22 protein-coding genes are annotated in these 17,852 nt (G+C 52.1%); 16 read left to right on the forward strand and 6 right to left on the reverse strand.

All coding sequences use genetic code 11. The features are described from left to right. Positions 1-9: 9 nt before the first annotated feature. The 3 genes from E3E33_RS08915 to E3E33_RS08925 form a co-directional block, all read right to left on the reverse strand. A complete protein-coding gene (locus E3E33_RS08915) occupies positions 10-282 on the reverse strand; it encodes a hypothetical protein (RefSeq protein WP_167710721.1) in 273 nt (90 codons plus the stop codon). Further along, a complete protein-coding gene (locus E3E33_RS08920) occupies positions 222-647 on the reverse strand; it encodes a hypothetical protein (RefSeq protein WP_167710722.1) in 426 nt (141 codons plus the stop codon). The genes E3E33_RS08915 and E3E33_RS08920 overlap by 61 nt, the downstream gene beginning before the upstream one ends. A 65-nt stretch (positions 648-712) precedes the next feature. After that, entirely contained in the window at positions 713-1,972 is a 1,260-nt protein-coding gene (locus E3E33_RS08925; RefSeq protein WP_012571458.1) for a radical SAM protein, read from the reverse strand. Between the two features lie 190 nt (positions 1,973-2,162). On the opposite strand from E3E33_RS08925, the gene E3E33_RS08930 reads away from it, so the two are divergent. The 15 genes from E3E33_RS08930 (at position 2,163) to E3E33_RS09000 (ending at position 13,382) form a co-directional block, all read left to right on the forward strand. Further along, a complete protein-coding gene (locus E3E33_RS08930; protein ID WP_012571457.1) occupies positions 2,163-2,663 on the forward strand; it encodes a hypothetical protein in 501 nt (166 codons plus the stop codon). A gap of 274 nt (positions 2,664-2,937) precedes the next feature. Beyond that, complete coding sequence (locus E3E33_RS08935; RefSeq protein WP_012571456.1) at positions 2,938-3,444, forward strand: Na+/H+ antiporter subunit E; 507 nt, start codon at positions 2,938-2,940, stop codon at positions 3,442-3,444. Continuing rightward, the gene (locus E3E33_RS08940) at positions 3,441-3,695 is read left to right on the forward strand and encodes a monovalent cation/H+ antiporter complex subunit F (protein ID WP_012571455.1); all 255 of its coding nucleotides are present in this window, start codon (positions 3,441-3,443) and stop codon (positions 3,693-3,695) included. Before E3E33_RS08935 ends, E3E33_RS08940 begins: the two co-directional genes overlap by 4 nt. Next, positions 3,692-4,102, forward strand: a complete 411-nt coding sequence (gene mnhG / locus E3E33_RS08945) for a monovalent cation/H(+) antiporter subunit G (RefSeq protein WP_167710723.1) — start codon at positions 3,692-3,694, stop codon at positions 4,100-4,102. Before E3E33_RS08940 ends, mnhG begins: the two co-directional genes overlap by 4 nt. Next, positions 4,099-4,383 (forward strand): DUF4040 domain-containing protein, encoded by a 285-nt coding sequence (locus E3E33_RS08950; protein WP_167710724.1) that lies wholly within the window; start codon positions 4,099-4,101, stop codon positions 4,381-4,383. Before mnhG ends, E3E33_RS08950 begins: the two co-directional genes overlap by 4 nt. Next, positions 4,377-5,087, forward strand: coding sequence for a Na(+)/H(+) antiporter subunit B (locus E3E33_RS08955; protein WP_012571452.1), 711 nt, complete (start codon positions 4,377-4,379; stop codon positions 5,085-5,087). Before E3E33_RS08950 ends, E3E33_RS08955 begins: the two co-directional genes overlap by 7 nt. Next, the gene (locus E3E33_RS08960; protein ID WP_012571451.1) at positions 5,084-5,428 is read left to right on the forward strand and encodes an NADH-quinone oxidoreductase subunit K; all 345 of its coding nucleotides are present in this window, start codon (positions 5,084-5,086) and stop codon (positions 5,426-5,428) included. The genes E3E33_RS08955 and E3E33_RS08960 overlap by 4 nt, the downstream gene beginning before the upstream one ends. Continuing rightward, positions 5,425-6,912, forward strand: a complete 1,488-nt coding sequence (locus E3E33_RS08965; RefSeq protein WP_167710725.1) for a proton-conducting transporter membrane subunit — start codon at positions 5,425-5,427, stop codon at positions 6,910-6,912. Before E3E33_RS08960 ends, E3E33_RS08965 begins: the two co-directional genes overlap by 4 nt. After that, the gene (locus tag E3E33_RS08970) at positions 6,909-8,771 is read left to right on the forward strand and encodes a proton-conducting transporter membrane subunit (protein WP_206203326.1); all 1,863 of its coding nucleotides are present in this window, start codon (positions 6,909-6,911) and stop codon (positions 8,769-8,771) included. The genes E3E33_RS08965 and E3E33_RS08970 overlap by 4 nt, the downstream gene beginning before the upstream one ends. A gap of 3 nt (positions 8,772-8,774) precedes the next feature. After that, complete coding sequence (locus E3E33_RS08975) at positions 8,775-9,704, forward strand: respiratory chain complex I subunit 1 family protein (RefSeq protein WP_012571448.1); 930 nt, start codon at positions 8,775-8,777, stop codon at positions 9,702-9,704. A 10-nt stretch (positions 9,705-9,714) separates the two neighbouring features. Then, positions 9,715-10,287 (forward strand): NADH-quinone oxidoreductase subunit B family protein, encoded by a 573-nt coding sequence (locus E3E33_RS08980; RefSeq protein WP_012571447.1) that lies wholly within the window; start codon positions 9,715-9,717, stop codon positions 10,285-10,287. A 5-nt stretch (positions 10,288-10,292) separates the two neighbouring features. After that, complete coding sequence (locus E3E33_RS08985; RefSeq protein WP_012571446.1) at positions 10,293-10,826, forward strand: NADH-quinone oxidoreductase subunit C; 534 nt, start codon at positions 10,293-10,295, stop codon at positions 10,824-10,826. A gap of 10 nt (positions 10,827-10,836) precedes the next feature. Further along, a complete protein-coding gene (locus E3E33_RS08990; protein WP_012571445.1) occupies positions 10,837-12,012 on the forward strand; it encodes an NADH-quinone oxidoreductase subunit D in 1,176 nt (391 codons plus the stop codon). Between the two features lie 5 nt (positions 12,013-12,017). Then, positions 12,018-12,716 carry an NADH-quinone oxidoreductase subunit NuoI gene (nuoI, locus tag E3E33_RS08995; RefSeq protein WP_012571444.1) on the forward strand — a complete coding sequence of 233 codons (699 nt, stop codon included), beginning with the start codon at positions 12,018-12,020 and terminating at the stop codon, positions 12,714-12,716. 81 nt (positions 12,717-12,797) lie between these two features. Beyond that, positions 12,798-13,382 carry a DUF996 domain-containing protein gene (locus E3E33_RS09000; RefSeq protein ID WP_167710726.1) on the forward strand — a complete coding sequence of 195 codons (585 nt, stop codon included), beginning with the start codon at positions 12,798-12,800 and terminating at the stop codon, positions 13,380-13,382. A gap of 30 nt (positions 13,383-13,412) precedes the next feature. On the opposite strand, the gene E3E33_RS09005 is transcribed toward E3E33_RS09000, so the two are convergent. Beyond that, positions 13,413-14,714, reverse strand: coding sequence for a uracil-xanthine permease family protein (locus tag E3E33_RS09005; protein WP_167710818.1), 1,302 nt, complete (start codon positions 14,712-14,714; stop codon positions 13,413-13,415). A gap of 78 nt (positions 14,715-14,792) precedes the next feature. Beyond that, positions 14,793-16,124: a leucine/methionine racemase gene (locus tag E3E33_RS09010; protein WP_012571441.1), complete on the reverse strand. Its 1,332-nt coding sequence runs from the start codon at positions 16,122-16,124 to the stop codon at positions 14,793-14,795. 119 nt (positions 16,125-16,243) lie between these two features. On the opposite strand from E3E33_RS09010, the gene E3E33_RS09015 reads away from it, so the two are divergent. Then, entirely contained in the window at positions 16,244-16,705 is a 462-nt protein-coding gene (locus E3E33_RS09015; RefSeq protein WP_012571440.1) for an Lrp/AsnC family transcriptional regulator, read from the forward strand. On the opposite strand, the gene E3E33_RS09020 is transcribed toward E3E33_RS09015, so the two are convergent. Further along, complete coding sequence (locus E3E33_RS09020) at positions 16,702-17,778, reverse strand: Xaa-Pro peptidase family protein (RefSeq protein WP_048055143.1); 1,077 nt, start codon at positions 17,776-17,778, stop codon at positions 16,702-16,704. The genes E3E33_RS09015 and E3E33_RS09020 overlap by 4 nt on opposite strands. Between the last annotated feature and the right edge of the window lie 74 nt (positions 17,779-17,852).

A 17,852-nucleotide genomic window follows, 5' to 3' on the forward strand; every position in this document is an offset into this window, starting at 1 on the left:
TTCAGCCCCCTATACACTCCTCAGGAAATTAAGTTCGAAGGCGATTTCTTCCGATATCATCCTCCAGGGATTGCCATCTTCGGCAATGCCAACCTTTGACCAGAGGTTTTCCCAGTACGCAACCCCCATAACGCCTGGAAGTCTATTAATCACTGAGTTCTGCTGTGCTGTCATTGAGATAACCTCTGCAATACTTTCAGTGTCCAATAGATTTGTTCCTTCTACCCTTTTGAGAGCCCCCTGAAAGCTCTCAATATCTCCAGCGTAGGAGTAATAGAGCACAACGTAAGCGTAGGCTCCCTTATAAAGAATGCCCCCGGTTTTCCTGTAACGAGAGCGTAGGCGATTATTACCCTCCCTTTGAGGTTCACTTCAACGGGATCGTTTCTCCAAAGAACGGGGGTGAGGTTGTACGCCTTCACCTTCTCTGAGAGCGCCTTCTCGAGTTCAGTTTTCAGTGGCTCATCCGCCATAACGATTATGTACACGATTCCTGGATCCTCTGGAGCGTTTGTAACGTTGCCATCGAGAAACAGTGAAGGTCCTGAGATGTGCTCTCCATAATAATCCGAGAGAACTGTGTTTTCTGTCGCAAGGATAAGGGACATCCAGACACCCAATAAGAGGATTACTCCAAGAACTAGCACAAGTGTGCGCCTCATGACTACCCACTCGAGTATAAAAGAATAAGACGCCTTTAAATAATTTGTGGTCAGATTGGGGTTGCTATGTAAATCCCATGCCTCGTTCTCACTATCTTGATTTTTATCCTGTCACCGACCTCGGCATCTGTATTGATGACCTCGATAAGCCTGTTCCTGGCTTTTGCCAGCATCTCACCCTGGATTCTGCCTGGCAGAACAACCTCGGCCCTTACAACTTCCCCCGGCCTGAAGGCAAGGGGGATGAATTCACGCTTCTCCATGCCGAAGTGGTGAGGCTTCAGGACGAGGGGCTTCATGCCGGTCTTCTGCTCCAGCTCGCGGAGCCACTCGTAAAACTTTTTGAACGGCACGAGCTTGGCTATAGTTGGATTCCTGCCGAACTTGTAGGGGATGTAGTTCTGGAAGCCAAGAGCAGGCCATCTCTTACCCGCCCCAATCCTCCTCGCGAACTCTATGAAGGCCTCGGCCTCGTTGTCGTTGATGCCGAAGATTATCACTGGGGCAATGAGCACGTCCACTCCAGCGTTTACCAGCGCCTCGGCCATGTCCAGGACATGCTGAAGGTCGTAGTCCTTCCGCCCCATAAGCATCTTGGCCTTCTCTGGGTCGAGGGAGTGGAGTGAGAGATTCACCCTATCGAGACCTGCCTCAGCAAGTTCTTCCACGAGTCTATCGTTTAGCAGAGTCCCGTTACTCTGCATCGAGATTACCCTAACGTTCGGATGCTCTCTCAAAGCCTGAACGAGCTCCACGCGGAAAGGATAGAGAAGTGGTTCTCCCTGACCGTCTAAGTGTGCCTCAAGACCTTTTCCCTTGATTTGAGCGACGTCGTCAAACCACTTTATCAGGTAATCAATATCAACCACATAGTCGAGCTTTCTGGTTCTTGAATAGGGCCCCTCGTCAACAGAGCAGAAGATGCAGCTCAGGTTGCAGCCGCTCACACCCCTAATTTGGATGAGATTAGTTCCCCTATCTATTAAGCCAAAAGCGTTGTAACCAAGTAAAGGAACGTCCATCCCCTCGTGAATGTAGAGAACCTTTCGATTTGTGTACCTGTTTCTAAGAAGGGCGCCGAGGTTGTTCTGAATGTATATTGCAATGTACTTTTCGACGTCGGAATAATCGGTATCGATAATAAGCGCACCATCCCTCGCGGTAACCTCTGGCTTCACGCGATATTTTCGCTTTATAACCTGAATCAGCTCACTCTTTTCAAACTCGGCATAGAGAGTATCTCGCCAGATTAGTCTTACACTCTCGCCGAGATCTTCAAAGTACGTATGGGGGAGCTTGACTTCAATCATGATTCCCGGTTTCCTAAACGCCTTTTAAAAATTCGTCGATGGATAAAAAATCCGTCACATGATGGAATCTCAAAGACTCCCCCGCCTAAAGATTTTTAAGGGAAGACCTTTTGCCATCATGCGGGCATGGAAACATTTTAATATTATTGAATTAAACAGTCTATCGATGGACTACCATGGGTGATTGATCATGTGGGGAAAGATTGAGCATTACTTTGATGAATATCCCGTCAGAAAGCAGATTGCCAAAACGCTTCTCAAGTATGGCCTTCGCGTCTCTGACGACATGAAGATTAAAGCGGGCGACATAGAGGTTCCATACACCAAGATAGCCAAGGCCCTTGACGTGGACAGAAGGGTCGTCAAGGAGACCGTCGGCATGATACTCAAGATACCCGAGCTGAAGGAGATATACACCAACCTCGAGCCAACCGTTCACATGAAGTACGTCGGGAGGCATGTTGGCTACGGCGTCATTGAGATCGAGCCCGAGCCGAGGGCGATAGGAATACTCGCCAAGATCGCTCAGAAGATCGCCGAGAGGGACATCAACATTATTCAGGTAGTTGCCGAGGATCCGGAGCTGTATCCTGAAGCAACACTCACCATCATCACCGAGAAGCCAATTCCCGGGGACCTGATAAACGAACTCTCCAAGCTTGAGGGCGTCAAGAGGATTTCAATTTATTGAACCCTCTCTTCTCCTGTAATTTGTTGATTGAAGTTTTCCTCAACTTTCTCAACTTTTAGTAAACAAATTTGAGAAGTTCATGACTTCTATAAAGTCATGCGTCCCAAAGGACTCTTCTTAACATCATAGAACAAATCTGCCGTCTCTATTTTAACCAAAAGTTTTAAACCTTTGTTCTTCGCTGGTAAGGTTTATAAGTCATTGTTTTAAACCTAAAATTAGCTTCGCTTAACTCTGTTGGGAGCACTTCCATCAACCACTGGAGGGTTGCTGAATGGGAGAAGCAAGCAAGATAAGCCGCTACCTGTACACGGTTATCGTGCTGTTCCTGATATGGCTGTTTCTAACGGCTAGTTTAGATCCACAAGAACTCGGATTCGGCCTGCTACTGTCTCTAATCGTCGGAGCCTTCACCTACGAGATATTCACCACCAATGGCCTCGCAAACCTGCATCCAAAGAGGATCGCCTACGCAATAGCTTACATACCCTACTTCCTCTGGGCAATGATCATGGCCAACCTCGATGTTGCATACAGAGTTCTTCACCCCAAGAGACCCATAAACCCAGGAATTGTTGAGTGCAGAACTGTTCTCAAGAGCGACGTTGGGAAGCTCAGCCTTGCGAACTCAATAACCCTGACGCCCGGAACCATAACCCTCGACGTTGACGGTGACAGGTACTTCATCCACTGGATAGACGTCAAGGATGATTCCGTTGAAGGCGCTTCTAAGAGCATAACCGAGCCCTTTGAAAAGTTCCTGAAGGTGATCTTCGGATGATAGGGATAAACGTTTATCTCGCCCTGATAGCGATAGCAACGCTCCTCAGCATGTACAGGATCTTCAGAGGACCAACGACAGTGGACAGAATCGTGGCTGTTGATATAATGACAACCATAACCACCGGACTAATGGTGCTCTTCGCGCTCTACTACCAGAGAATGATATTCCTCGACGTTGCCCTGGTATACGCGATTCTGGCCTTCGGTGGAGTCATGGCATTCGCGCGCTACATGGAGGGAGGCCTATGAGCGCTCTTACGGTGATCGGAGAAGTTCTCGTCTTGCTGGGGGCGTTCTTCTACTTCCTATCAGCCCTAGGTCTGATCAGGATGCCCGACGTTTACAACAGGATGCAGACCTCGACCAAGAGCGCCACCCTTGGTTCTCTGGGTGTCATAGTTGGTGTCGGAATTTGGGCTCTCGGGACCGACTTCGGAAGCGCGGCATGGCTCACAAAGACCATTGTCATCGCTGTGTTCCTCCTGCTTACCAACCCAATAAGCGCCCACGCACTCATAAGGGCAGCGTACAAGAGCGGAATCCCACTGTGGGAAGGCAGCATCGTCGACAAGTACAGTGAGCACCTCGAGGCGAAGGTCAAAGCCGAGGAAACCCCCGAAGAAACTGATGAAACCGGAGAGGGTGGTGAGGAATGAACCTCGCGTATTACATCCCCCACTTAATAGTTGCGATCATGGTAGTCTCCGCAATACTCGCCGTCGAGTGGAAGGACATACTAGCTGCCGCCGTCGGAATGGCAGCCGTCAGCCTGTTCGCCTCACTGCTGTTCTTCTTCCTGCAGGCTCCGGACGTGGCTATGACCGAGGCAGCAATAGGTGCTGCACTCAGCGGTGCCGTGTTCATATTCGCCATTAAGAGAACCCAGAGGTTCGAGACGGAGGAAGAAGAAAAGCCCGGGTGGTGGGTGAGATGGTAGTCAAGCGTGCTTTGGCAATAATCACACTCCTCATCATAGGGTACTGGCTGGCTCAGGGGTTGGCCGGGGTCCCCTTCGGCGAGGACAAGATGCTCGTCGGCCAGTACTATCTCGACAATGTGAAACAGCAGACCGGCTCTGTTAACGCCGTCACCGCCGTCGTCGTCAACTACCGCGGATTTGATACCCTTGGTGAGGTCACCGTCCTGTTTATAGCATCTACTGGCGTTGGAGCCCTGCTCTGGAGAAGAAAGAAGGAGAGAACCGCAAAGACCGAGGGCTCAATAGTTCTCACAACCGGAACGAGGCTGCTCTTCCCCTTCGTGATGCTCTTCGGTGCCTACATCTTCATTCACGGACACCTCACCCCGGGTGGAGGATTCCCAGGAGGAGCCACCATTGCCACTGCCTTCCTGCTGCTGTACCTCGCGTTCATAACCTACGAAATCCCACACAGGGGCTTTGAGGTCACTGAGGGCCTAGCTGGCATGAGCTACGTCGCCGTTGGTCTAGTTGGTCTCGCAATAGGCGGTTACTTCCTCTTCGACTGGATATGGCAGACCTGGCAGTTTGGCTGGGACAACGTCGGTAGACTGCTGAGCGGTGGCTTCATACCAATAATCTACACCATCATCGGCATTAAGGTCGGCACGGAGCTCAGCGGAATCATCGACAACATGCTCAAGGAGGAGGTGAGCGAATGATAAGCGTCTACTACTTTGGTGCGATAGCGCTCATCCTCGTAGGCCTCTACGCAATCCTGGTGAAAAAGAACCTGCTCAAGATTCTCATAGGCCTCAGCATAATGGAAACGGGTGTTAACCTGCTACTCATCAGCATTGGCTACGTGAGCGGCAAGAGCGCCCCAATACTGAGCGAAGGAATAGGTCCGAGCCAGGCAGTTGACCCGATTCCGCAGGCATTGGTTCTCACGGCGATAGTTATTGGAGTTGCCACCACCGCCATGGCCCTTAGCGTTGCCATACTGATTTACGAGAAGTACGGAACCCTTAACGTTGAAGAGATAAGGAGGTTGAGAGGATGAACGGGCAGTACGCTGCTCTGCTCATAGCGTTACCCCTCATCAGCGCGTTCTTCGTCCCCGTGTTTAAGGGAATGGGAAAGAACGCCGTCAGGTACTTCCTGATCCTAGTTACCGCCCTCCAGACTGGAATAGCCGCATGGGTCTTCAAGGAGGTCTATACTACTGGCCAGCCAATAATAGTCATCGCCGGCGGCTGGAAGCCACCCGTTGGAATCAACCTCTACCTCGGCCATTTCGCGGCGCTCTTCGTACTCATAATAGCAGTCGTTAGCCTCTTCACTTCGATCTTCAGCATCAGCGCGGTCAAAACCGAACCCATCGACAAGTATGCCATGCTCTTCCTCCTGCTGATGCTTGGTGCCACCGGAATGATAGCGACCGGTGATATATTCAACCTCTTCGTCTTCATGGAGATAACGGCAATAACTGCCTACGCCCTCACGGCCTACAACAAGACAGGTGAATCGGCCGAAGCGTCAATGAAGTACATCATCCTCGGTGGAATCGGTTCAAGCTTCTTCCTCATCGGTGTCGCTTTAATCTACGGCTCCCTCGGAACCCTCAACATGGCCCAGATAGCCCAGCTCGCAGCAACTATGGATCCCACCGTAGCCCAGGTCGGCCTCGCGCTCATAATTCTTGGTCTGGCCGTCGAGGCTGAGCTCTTCCCACTCAACGCCTGGGCGCCCGACGCTTATCAGGCAGCACCGCACCCAATCACCGTCATGTTCTCCGCCTTTGTCGTCAAGGCTGCCCTCTACGCCATGGCGAGGATTATCTACCTCATGCAGGTCGTCGAGAGCTGGGGCTCAGTGCTCAGGCTTCTCATCGTAATGGCCGCCCTCACCGTCGTCGTTGCCGAGCTGGCAGCGCTTAGGCAGAAGAACGTCAAGAGGATGATAGCCTACTCCAGTATCGCCCAGATAGGCCTCATAGCACTCGCCTTCGCCCTCGGCACTCAGGCCGGCGTTGACGCTGGTGTCTTCCACATGATCAACCACGCGATAGTCAAAGTTCTCCTGTTCCTCGCCGTCGGCTACGTGGCGATAACCCTCGGCGGTGCAGAGCTGGAGAAGTTCCAGGGACTCGGCAGGAGGATGCCGCTCACGGCCTTCGCTATCTCAGTTGGTGCAGTAGCCACCATCGGAATACCGCTCTTCAACGTCTTCTGGAGCAAGATCAGAATAATCCTTGCGACCCTGAACGTCGGCTACACCTGGGCGGCAGTACTTGTACTTTCAGCGAGCGTCGTGGAGGCGGTCTATTACTTCAGGCTGCTCCACGCCATATGGTTCGAAGGAGAGGGAGAGAGGATCAGCGAGAGCATGGTCATCGGCCTCATGATGTTCTTCCTCGCGGCTTTGGTGGTCGTCATAGGAGTCTACCCGGACTACGTTTGGGAGCTCGCCAGGAAGGCTGGGGAGGACATCTTCAACGTGGCCCAGTACGTTAAGAACGTTCCACTGATGGGGGTGGGAGCATGATTAACGAACTCATCGTTATCATTTTCGCGCCTCTGATTGCTGGCGTTATCGCCTGGGCGCTTGACATCAAAGTTATTAGAGAGCTGCTCGGCGTTGCCGGTGCAGCCCTTCCCCTAGCTTACCTCATCAAGCTCTATCCAACCGTTGATGCCGAAGGAATGATACAGTACACGCTGAACTTTGCCGGCTTCACCCTTGAGTTCACATTAACCCACATGAGCTGGATATTCGCTATGATAGCCGGTGTTGTTGGCCTTGCCGCAGTGCTTGGAATGGTCTCAACCTCAAAGAACGGCTACGAGTGGCTGTTTGCCCTGATGAGCCTCACCGGCGTCTACGGCATCTTCATAGCCTACGACCTGTTAGGGTTCTTCATCTTCTGGGAAATCATGACCTTCGGAAGCTTCATGATGGTCCTCAAGTACAACAGGGAGGCCTCACTCAAGTACTTCGTGCTCAGCGTTATCGGAGCCTACGCGATGCTCATAGCGATAGGCATAATCTACGCCAAAGTCGGCTCCTTCAGCTTTATAGAAGTTTACAGAGCGTTCTCACAGGACGCGGCACTGGCGGCTGTCGGCTCATCTACCATCTTTAGCAAGGGCGAAATTGCGTTAATCTTCGGTCTCTTCCTGGTCGCCTTTGGCGTTAAGGCCGGGATGTTCCCGCTTCACGTGTGGGCGCCCGATGCCTACAGCGAGACCAACCAGAGCTACACCGCGATGTTCAGCGGCGTCCTCAGCAAGACTGGCGTTTACGGATTTATCCTCATCTACATGCTCATAGGCTACCGCCTGCTCTACGAATTCGGAACGATTAGAACCGTCCCCAAGTTCGGCTACATCATAGCATTTCTCGGTGGTCTAACCATTATCGTCGGCGGCATCCTCGCGGCGCTCCAGGAGGACATCAGGAAGCTCTTCGCCTACTCCAGTATAAGCCAGATAGGTTACATCCTAGTGGGCATAGGTGTTGGGACTGCATTGAGCATTGAAGCCGCCATTTACCACGCCATAAGCCACGCCCTCTTCAAGGGACTGTTCTTCCTCATAGTGGCCACCATAATCTACCGCACCGGGAAGACGGAGTTCAAGGACATGGGCGGACTGGCAGAGAAGATGCCAGTAACATTTGCGATGGCCTTTGTAGCAATACTCAGCCTCGCTGGAATTCCGCCGATGGTCGGCTTCGCCAGCAAGTGGCTAATCTTTGAGTCGGTCATAAGCCAGAACATGCCAATACTCGGTGCGATGGTGTTCTTTGGAAGTGCCGTAGGTTTCGTCTACCTCATCAGGTTCACCTACGCAGTCTGGTTCGGTCAGAGGCCAACCGACCTTGATGACACCAAGGACGCTCCATTGCCCCTTGCCATAGGCATGGGCATACTTGCGGTGCTCAACGTCGTCTTCGGTGTCGCTCCAGGTCTTGTGGCCCAGGAGTTAAACAAGATATTCGGCAGAGAGGTCATCGGTGGAACTATATGGGAGCTGAACCTCGGCTTCGGTAAGTACAACGGCCTCCTCCTCACTGTCTGGTTTGTGGTCGGCATGCTCATTGCGGCCATAGTCTACTTCATGGGGGCAGGCGTGAGAAAAGTCCCCGTTACGGACACCTACCAGTCAGGAAACCCAGTAACGATGGAGTACAACCTCACCATCAGGAGGAACTTCTTCCTTCCGCTCAAGGAGGCCCTGTCCTTCTGGCTCAGAATGAGCTTTGACAGGTTCTACAAGGACGTTGGAAAGACTGTTGAGGACTTCGCCGAGACCATGAGGAACTACGTCTACAATGGAAACGTCCAGAGCTATGCCTGGTATCTTGCCATAGTCCTGTTAATCCTCGCTATGTGGGGGGTGTGAAGAATGCTTGAGGTAGCGCTGAAGGCTTTATTCCTCCTAATTTATGCGACCTTCGTCGGGTTCATGTTCATGGGAATAATCAGGAAAGTGAGCGCAAGGATACACAGAAGGGTAGGACCGCCAATCTATCAGCCCATACTTGACACCATCAAGTTCTTCGGCAAGAAGGAGAACATTACCCACGGATTAATCTACGACTTCGGCATCATCTACGCCCTTGGAGCTACGGTACTGGCTTTGTTCTTCATCCCGCTGGGAAGCGTCAGCATACTCAGGGCCTACGGGGACCTCATCCTCATCACCTTCCTCCTCGAGATACCGATGCTGGGAATAATGTTCGCTGCAATGAGCTCAGGAAACCCCTATGCAGGAATAGGCGCCCAGAGGGCCCTGCTTACTATGCTGGCCATTCAGGTGCCCCTCGGCTTCGCGATAATAGCACTCGCAGAGTTTTACGGAACCTTCAGCACCTACGAGATAGTCATGGCTCAGCAGATCAGCGGATGGAGTATAATACACCTGCCGCTCCTCTTAGCCGCCATAGCCTACGACATCGTCCTTCAGGCAATGTTCGGCAAGGAGCCCTTCGACATCATGATTGCACCAGGTGAAATCTCCCTCGGTCCGATGGTCGAGTTCGGCGGAAAACACATGGGAATACTCCAGATACAGCACGCCATAGCCCTCTTCGCGGAGACGCTGTTCTTCAGCAACATATTCCTAGGCGGAGCAGTTATTACTGCCTTTGCAAGCCCGATACTGAACACCATAGCCAGCCTTGCAATACTCCTCGTCAAGCAGATAGCGGTGCTCCTCATAGCGGTATTCGTCAGCACGATATTCCCGAGGTTCACGATTGACCAGGCGGCCAAGTTCTACTGGAAGTGGCCGACCATCATAGCCGCACTCGGAGCGATACTTGCAAGCCTGTGAGGTGATGAAAATGGTGGACTGGAGACTCTTTGAACCTCTCTTTAATTATGCGAGAAAGAAGAGCCTTTGGATTGTGTCGTTCTGTACCGGATGCGGCGGTATAGAGATGCCGCCCCTCATGACGTCAAGGTATGACCTAGAGCGATTCGGTATGATACCGGACCCGAGTCCAAGACAGTACGACCTCTTCCTCATCACGGGCTACGTTACGCCAAAGACCCTCAAAAGAATCATAATCACCTACGAAATGGCACCTGATCCAAAGTACGTCCTGGCGCACGGCTCCTGCCCGCTCAACGGTGGAATCTACTGGGACGCCTACAACGCTATCAAGCACCTCGACAAGTACATCCCGGTCGATGTCGTCATAGCCGGATGCATGCCGCGGCCAGAGGCAGTCATGGACGGAATCCAGAAGATAATGGAGATGATTGAGAACGGAACAGCAGACGGATGGAAGAGGTACAAGGAGAACTACGAGTGGTACAAGAAGAACCAGGACGAGCTCTTCGGCGAAGGATGGCGTGAGAGGGAAGCCAGAAGGTGGATCCCATGGCTGGTGGACAAGAAAAAGGAGGAGTGAACGAGATGGGGGAAGTTAAGTGGGAGAGAGAGCAGATGCTCGTTGACAAAATCCTTGAAAAAGCCCCCTACGCCGAGGGCAAGGTGCGGCGCGAACGGAGGATTGAGTTCAGCATTCCGGCAGACAGGATAAGGGACTTCCTCATGCTGCTCAGGGATAACGACTTCGAGCTCATGCTCCAGATAACGACCGTCGACTGGCCCAACGACGGTGAGCTTGAGCTCATCTATCAGATGTGGAGCGTGACCCACAGAACCCACGCCATGGTCAGAACACGGATTCCGAGGGATCTCGATAAGGCAAGGATGCCGACCGTCAAGGACATCTACCCTGTGGCTGAGACCTACGAGAGGGACGCCCACGACTTCTTTGGAGTCTACTTCGAGGGCAATGAGAAGATGGAGATGCCGTGGATCCTCGACGATACCGAGCAGGGGCTCTTCCCGCACAGAAAGGACTTCGACATGCTGACCTACGTGAAGAAGAAGTACAAGCTGCTCGACAGGTTCGATGAGGATAAGGACAACTACGTGATTTGAGGTGAGAGTTATGGTTTCACAGAATGAGCTCATTCGGGAAGCGAGAGAAAATGGGATGGATCTGCTCCCAATCGATAAGGACACTTACGAGTTGTTCTTTGGCCCACAGCACATGGCTACTGAGAACTTCAGCATAATCCTCAAGATGGACGGTCACAGGGTTGTGAAGGCTATAGCCAACCCCGGCTTCCTCCACAGGGGCTTTGAGAAGCTCGCCGAGTACAGGCCGTGGCACACGAACATAGCGCTCCTCCTTAGAATCTGTGTTCCAGAGCCAGACGTCCCCGAGGCAATATACTCAATGGCCGTTGATGAGATAATCGGCTGGGAGGTTCCAGAGAGGGCTCAGTGGATTAGAACAACCGTCCTCGAAATGGCGAGGGTTTCCGCATATCTGTTCTGGATAATGGGTCTCAGCTTCAAGCTCGGTGTCTACACTGCCGGTCAGTGGGCTGCTGCCTACAGGGAGAGGCTGATGGCCCTCTTCGAGCAGCTGACCGGTGCCAGGGTCTATCACATATACACCATCCCCGGCGGTGTCAGGAGGGACATTCCGGGCGACAAGTGGCTTCGCCAGCTCAAGGACACCGTCGAGTACATCAGGAGCAAGTTATCAGACTTCGACAACCTTGTCTTCGAGAACTACGTTGCCCACAGGAGGCTTGAGGGAATTGGAGTGATGGACAAGAAGTTTGCCCTCGCCGAAGGCGTCACTGGGCCAAACCTCAGAGCCACCGGCGTTCCCTACGACGTGAGGAGGGCAGATCCATACCTGCTCTATCCAGAGCTCGACTTCGAGGTTCCCGTCCTGAAGGAGGGCGATGCCCTCGCGAGGGCTTTGATAAGGCGCTTCGAGCTTGAGCAGGATCTTTACATCCTCGACCAGCTCCTCGAGATGGGACCGCCGAGCGGACCGTATAAGGTTGAAGATCCCAAGCTCAAGAATCTCCCGAGGTTTAAGGTTCCGGCTGGAGATGCATTTGCCCACGTGGAATCAACGAAGGGCGACTTTGGTGCCTATGTCGTCAGTGATGGAAAGCACAAGCCGTACAGAGTGCAGATAAGGGGCCCAAGTATAGCCCACGGAGTCAGGGTTCTCGAGCAGCTCTTGGTTGGAGCAAGAATAGCCGACGTCCCCGTGATATTGATGAGCCTTGACAACTGTCCACCAGACATTGACAGGTGATGAAAATGGAGGTTGATTTTAAGGTCGCCCCAGAGGAGAAAGTCAGGAAGAAGCCATCATTCATCAAGCCCTGGATGGGCCTCAAGTACCTCTTCAAGAAGCCCGTTACTATCAAGATACCCTACGAGAGGGTACAGATAGCTAAGGACTACAGGGGATTCCACACTCTAGACTGGAAGAAGTGTGTCGGCTGTAACTTCTGCGGCCAGATATGTCCGGCGAGGGCAATAGAGATGACCTGGATAGAAGTGGATGGCAAGATGGAGAAGAGGCCACATCCAAAGATAGACTATGGCAGGTGTACCTTCTGTGAGTTCTGTGTCGACGTCTGTCCACCTGGAGCGCTGGGCTTCATCGAGAACTACATCCTCACCACCGAGTGGAAGGACGAGGAGCTGGAGCTCTTTGACTGGGTTCCAATCCATCCAGACAAGTTCAGGGAGATAAACGAGAAGTTCCCCGACTACAGATTCCCGGTGGAGAAGATAGAGTTCAACAAGGAAACGAAGGAGGTCACCTACTACCTGAGAGACGGAGAGGTCATGAAGTTCAAGATACTCGGCTACGGCATCAGACCGCCGAAGCCACCGACAAAGCCTGCTCAGAAGGCAGCCGCAAAAGCAGCGGAAAAGAATGATACCAAGCCTGTTGAAAAGCCCACTGAGAAGAAGGAAGCTGGGAAGATAGAAGAAAAGAAAGAATGAACCTCTTTTTCCCATTAATTTCTTGCCATTTTTTCGAAATGATTTTAAGAAGTTCGTGAGTTATTAATTTGGTGGAATTCTATGGCAATAGACGTCAGAAATGAAAAGAACTTCGGTCTCTGGGGATCAATCTTAGCGCTCGTCGCGGCGTTTATGGGAGCAATACCCTACATCGGCGTCTTTGGAAGCACGCTATCACTGATTGCATTCATACTGGTCTTGCTCGCCCTGAAGGGAATCGGAGATAAGGTTGGTGATGAGAGGCCTTTCAAGTATTACCTCTACAGCGTCATTGTGGCCATTGCGGGAGTAGTATTCGCAATAGTTCTCATCTTGATTGGAGCAATAACACTGCCGAAAGGCGGCATGAATGATCCCTATGAGACATTCGGTATAGGGATGGTTCTGCTCGGCATCATACTCATAATCGCCGTGTTTATACTGGCAGTATACTTCCAGAAGCAGGCGTGGGAGGTCATGTACGAAATAACCGGGGTAGAAGAGTTCCAGAAGACCGCCAAATGGCTCTGGTGGGGTGCGTTAACACTCATAATACTCATAGGCAGCATCCTGCTGCTAATTGCCGCAATCTACCAGATAATAGCGTTCTCCAACATGCCTGAGGAGCTTGAGTTCAGAGGAACGTACAGGAGTCCCATCTACTAATTCCTTTTTCTTTTCTCAAAAATTGAAAGATCAAAGGAGCCTGTCAAGGATTATTGCCGTCAATGCTCCAACCGCCATGCCTGACTCAAGTATGCTGGAAACTATCTCCGGAAAGTGGGCGAGGAATTCTGCCGGAAGCTGCGGTGCTCCAAGGCCGGCTACGAGAGCTGCAGCCAGTATAAGTGTGTTTCTGTCGTTGAGCTCGACCTTTTCGGTTATCAACCTAAGCCCTGTGACGCTTATCATGCCATAGAGAGCCAAGGTGAGACCGCCGAGCACTGGGGCCGGCATCGATGCCAGAACCCCCGCAAACTTGGGAACCAGCGACAGAAGGATTAGAATGACTGCACCGACCTGAACGACGTGCCTGCTCCCGACCTTTGTCAGGGCAACGACCCCTATGTTCTCCGAATAGCTCGTCGTTCCGCAGGCCCCCAAAAGGCCGGCTATCGAGCAGGCCAGACCTTCACTGCCTATACCTCGGGCTATGTGCTTCTCCGTTATTTCCGAGCCGGTAACGGTCGCTATGGCATGGTAGTCGCCGACGCTCTCGATTATGCTCACCATGAAGGCGAAGAGCAGGATGACAACGGCCGTCGTATCAAATACAGGCTCACCCCAGGGAAGAAGCTTGGGCAGGCTGAATGCTGGAAGGTTCTTCACAAGGTCGAAGTTGGCTAGGCCTATGGGGATACTGACGAGGTATCCCACCAAGGCACCTATGACAACGGGCATTGCTTTGAGGCTGCCCTTTGCCTTCAGTGCGACGAACACTGTTGTGAGGAAGGTAACCCCCGCGACGATGACGGAGCTCACGACGGTGCTTCCGCTTGGGTCGGCATAAAAGTTGAGGAAGTTCTTGACGGCAACGCCCGCCAGGCTGAAGCCTATGAGCATTATTGTAACTCCTGTGACGAGGGGTGTGAAGAGCTTTCTGACCTTGCCGATTATACCGAGCCAGCCTATTGCTGCCTCAATCAAGCCCCCCACGATAAGTGCACCCTGTACAGCAGCCATGCCAATACTTGAGCCTATCGCTATCAGCCCTGGGATGAAGGCAAAGCTCGAACCCTGGACTATCGGGTAGCGCGAGCCTATCGTTGTCTGCAGGAGCGTCGCGATACCCATAGTCAGAAGAACCGCCTGTATCATGAGGGCAACCTGGTCGCCGCTGAGACCTATTGCACCGCCCACGACCAGCGGAACAGTGACGGTCGCTCCAAACATCGCCAGAACGTGCTGAAGGCCAAAAACCAAAGCTTTTGAGGGCTCAACTCTATCCTCGATCCCAATCTTCAAAACCTTCTTCCTTTCGAACTCCAAAGCTTCCATTGAAGCCCGCTCAAGCTGTATCAAAATTTGTTTAAAAAGTTTTCGGAAATGAGCCAAATAGACAAAAACTTGTTAAAATCACCATCCCTGCACCTTTGAAAGAACGTCATCTGGAACCTTACCTTCCTCGACGTCAGCTATCGCCTGCTCCAGCCTGTTCAAACCTTCTTCAAGCACATCTTCCTCTATCGTTAGTGGCGGCTGGATCCTCAGCACATTGCCCTGGAGGAACGCCAAAACAAGACCGAGCTCGTAGGCGCGCCATACAACTTTTCTTGCCTCCTCATAGGCCCTCTCCTTAGTATCCCTGTCCTTGACGAGGTCAACGCCGAGCATCAGTCCAAGCCCTCTGACATCACCGATGAGTTCATGCTCCTCTTTCATCTTCTCAAGACGCTTTTTCGTATACTTTCCGAGCTTTTTGGCTCTCCTAAGAAGATCTTTCTCTTCGATTTCCTCGATGACTGCCAAGGCCGCTCTGCTCGCCACTGGGTTGCCGCTCAGCGTGAAGGTGTGGCCGAGCGGTGGCAGGGAGTCCATTATCTCGGCCCTTCCGATTATCGCACTTATAGGTAAGCCGCCACCGAGGGGCTTAGCGAGGGTTATTATATCCGGCGTAACGCCGAAATGCTCTATCGCGAACCACTTTCCAGTCCTACCCAGTCCGCTCTGCACCTCGTCCACCACGAGGAGAATGCCGTGCTCATCGAGGATGCGCTTGATTTTTTTGAAGTAGCCCTCCGGCGGCACTACCATCCCGGCGTCGCCTTGTATGGGCTCGGCAAAGAGTGCAGCCGTTCCCTCTGCGTAAACCTCTCCCTCAAACTTCTCTTTCAGATACTCAACACACTCCATGTGGCAGGTCCTCGGCTCCTTGCCAAAGGGACAGCGGTAGCAGTTTGGGTAAGGAATGTAGTGAACTTCACTTAGCTCTCCTGCGATGGAGCGGACCTCAAGTTCCAAACCGGTGACACTCATCGCCCCATACGTTGCCCCATAATAGCTCCTTAGGTAGCTGAGGATGTGACGTCTCCCAGTGTAGGCCCTCGCGAACTTTATTGCCCCATCGTTGGCATCGCTTCCGCTGAGACCAAAGGAGATTTTAGGATTCTCTATGGGGGAAATCTCGGCGAGCTTTTCTGCCAAGAGCAGGGGCTCGACTGGAAAGCCGTAGATGAAGGTGAAGTGAATCAGCCTATCGGCCTGCTCTTTAACGGCATTCACGACGCGCGGGTTGTTGTGGCCGACGTTCTGGACAGCAGCGTTGCTCAGGAAGTCTATGTATTCCCTCCCCTCGATGTCCCACACTTTGGCGTTTTCAGCCCTCACTCCGACTATAGGGGCGTAGGTAACGCGCGCTGCCTTGGGAAATACCCTTGAATACCTCATGATTATTTCATCCCTCTCCATAATCTCGCCTCCAATGCTATACACGTTGTAGAATTAATAGTAATTTCGCCCAAATTTTGGTGAATTCGCAGAAAAGCTTAAGACCTTAATGTCGAATTGACAGAATAGGTGGTTGCATAATGCGGGAGAATGAACACCTTGACGAACTCGATAGGATGATACTCCACATCCTCCAGGAGGACGGGAGGGCGAGCTACTCGGAGATAGCGAGGAGGCTCAGAGTACCTGAGTCGACGGTAAGGCTCCGCGTGAAGAAGCTCTTGGAAAGGGGAATCATAAGAAAGTTCGCGGCACTGATAAACCCATTCAAGGCGGGCTATAACATAGTGGCATTCATAGCCGTTGACATCGAGCCAAACAAAATAAAGCAAGCAGCGGAAGAGCTAAGCAAGCTGCCTGAAGTTGATGTTCTCGGCATAGCCACAGGAGCGCACGACATACTCATGCAGGTAACGGTGAAGGATTTGCAGGAGCTGGAGAGCTTTCTAATAGAAAAGCTGGGAAAGATCGAGGGAATAAGGAGCACGGAAACATCAATCCTGACGAGCGTCCGGAAGTGGGGCTACGCAAGGGTGTTTTAGGTGACCCTCTCAAGACCGTTTTTCTTTACTATGTAAGTGTCTTCGTGCTTTATAGTGCCCTGTGGAATCATGAGCGGCGGGTGGATTATTGTGAGAACCATATTCTCTTGTACCTTCGCGGCCCTCTGTGGGACGACGATGGTCGTTATCGGCGGTTCCTCGATTAACAGACCGACTCCGTGGGTGTAGCCAGCTATGTAAGCATCATCGAAGCCCCGCTCCTTAAAGAAATTCGCAAGCTTCTTCTCCACGGAAGCTAAAGGGACACCAATCCGAGTCTCTTCAAGCGCCAGCTTGTAGGCCTCTTCCTTGACCTCGATTGCCTTCTTTACACTCTCACCAGGGTCTCCAATCACGAAAGTCCTCGCCATATTGGCATAGTAGTGGTTCCAGTCGGCACCTATAACGACGGTAACAACCCCGTTCTCGGGAACCTTGAGGTCGCGGAAGGGTTCAGCATGTGCCCTCGGTGTCGTTGAAACGTAGACCTTTGGATCCTCAGAGCCGTTGAGCATGAGCTCGCGCATAACCTCGGCCGCTATCTCGAGCTCGCTCATGCCAGGCTTTATAACATCCTCTGAAACCTTCATACCCTTCTGGGCTATCTTTCCAGCCTTCCTGATATTGTCGAGCTCCCATTCATCCTTTATCATCCTGAGGCCCATCGTGAGATCAAGGATATCCACTATCTCAACCGTTGGATTGAGACGCTCGAATATCTTGAGGAATATGAGATATGCGTCCCGTTCAATGCCGAACTCAAGACCGACACGCTCCATGCCGTTGCGATGTATCCAGCTCACAACACCAGCCATAAGGTCCTCGACCTTCTGGAACTCGACGACGTTTTCTATCCAGCTCTTTCTTTTGAAAAGCTCCGCCTCTCCCTTGACAACGTAAACTAATGGTTCGCCCTCGGCAGGGATGAAGAGGCTCGGACGGAGCCATTTGGTGCCGGTGAAGTAGATGAAGCTGGAGAGTGTCCTTATGACAGCCCCATCTATCTCGTTCTCCCTGAGTAGTTTCTGGAACCTCTCCACACGCCTTCTGAATATCTCCGGGTTTCCTCTAATCATTCACACCACCTTAATAACAAGGAACGCCATCTCTAGGCTCCCAGAGTTAGAAACCGTGTGGGGAACGTCCT

Source organism: Thermococcus sp. GR5 (genome assembly GCF_012027535.1).
Classification (GTDB): domain Archaea; phylum Methanobacteriota_B; class Thermococci; order Thermococcales; family Thermococcaceae; genus Thermococcus; species Thermococcus onnurineus.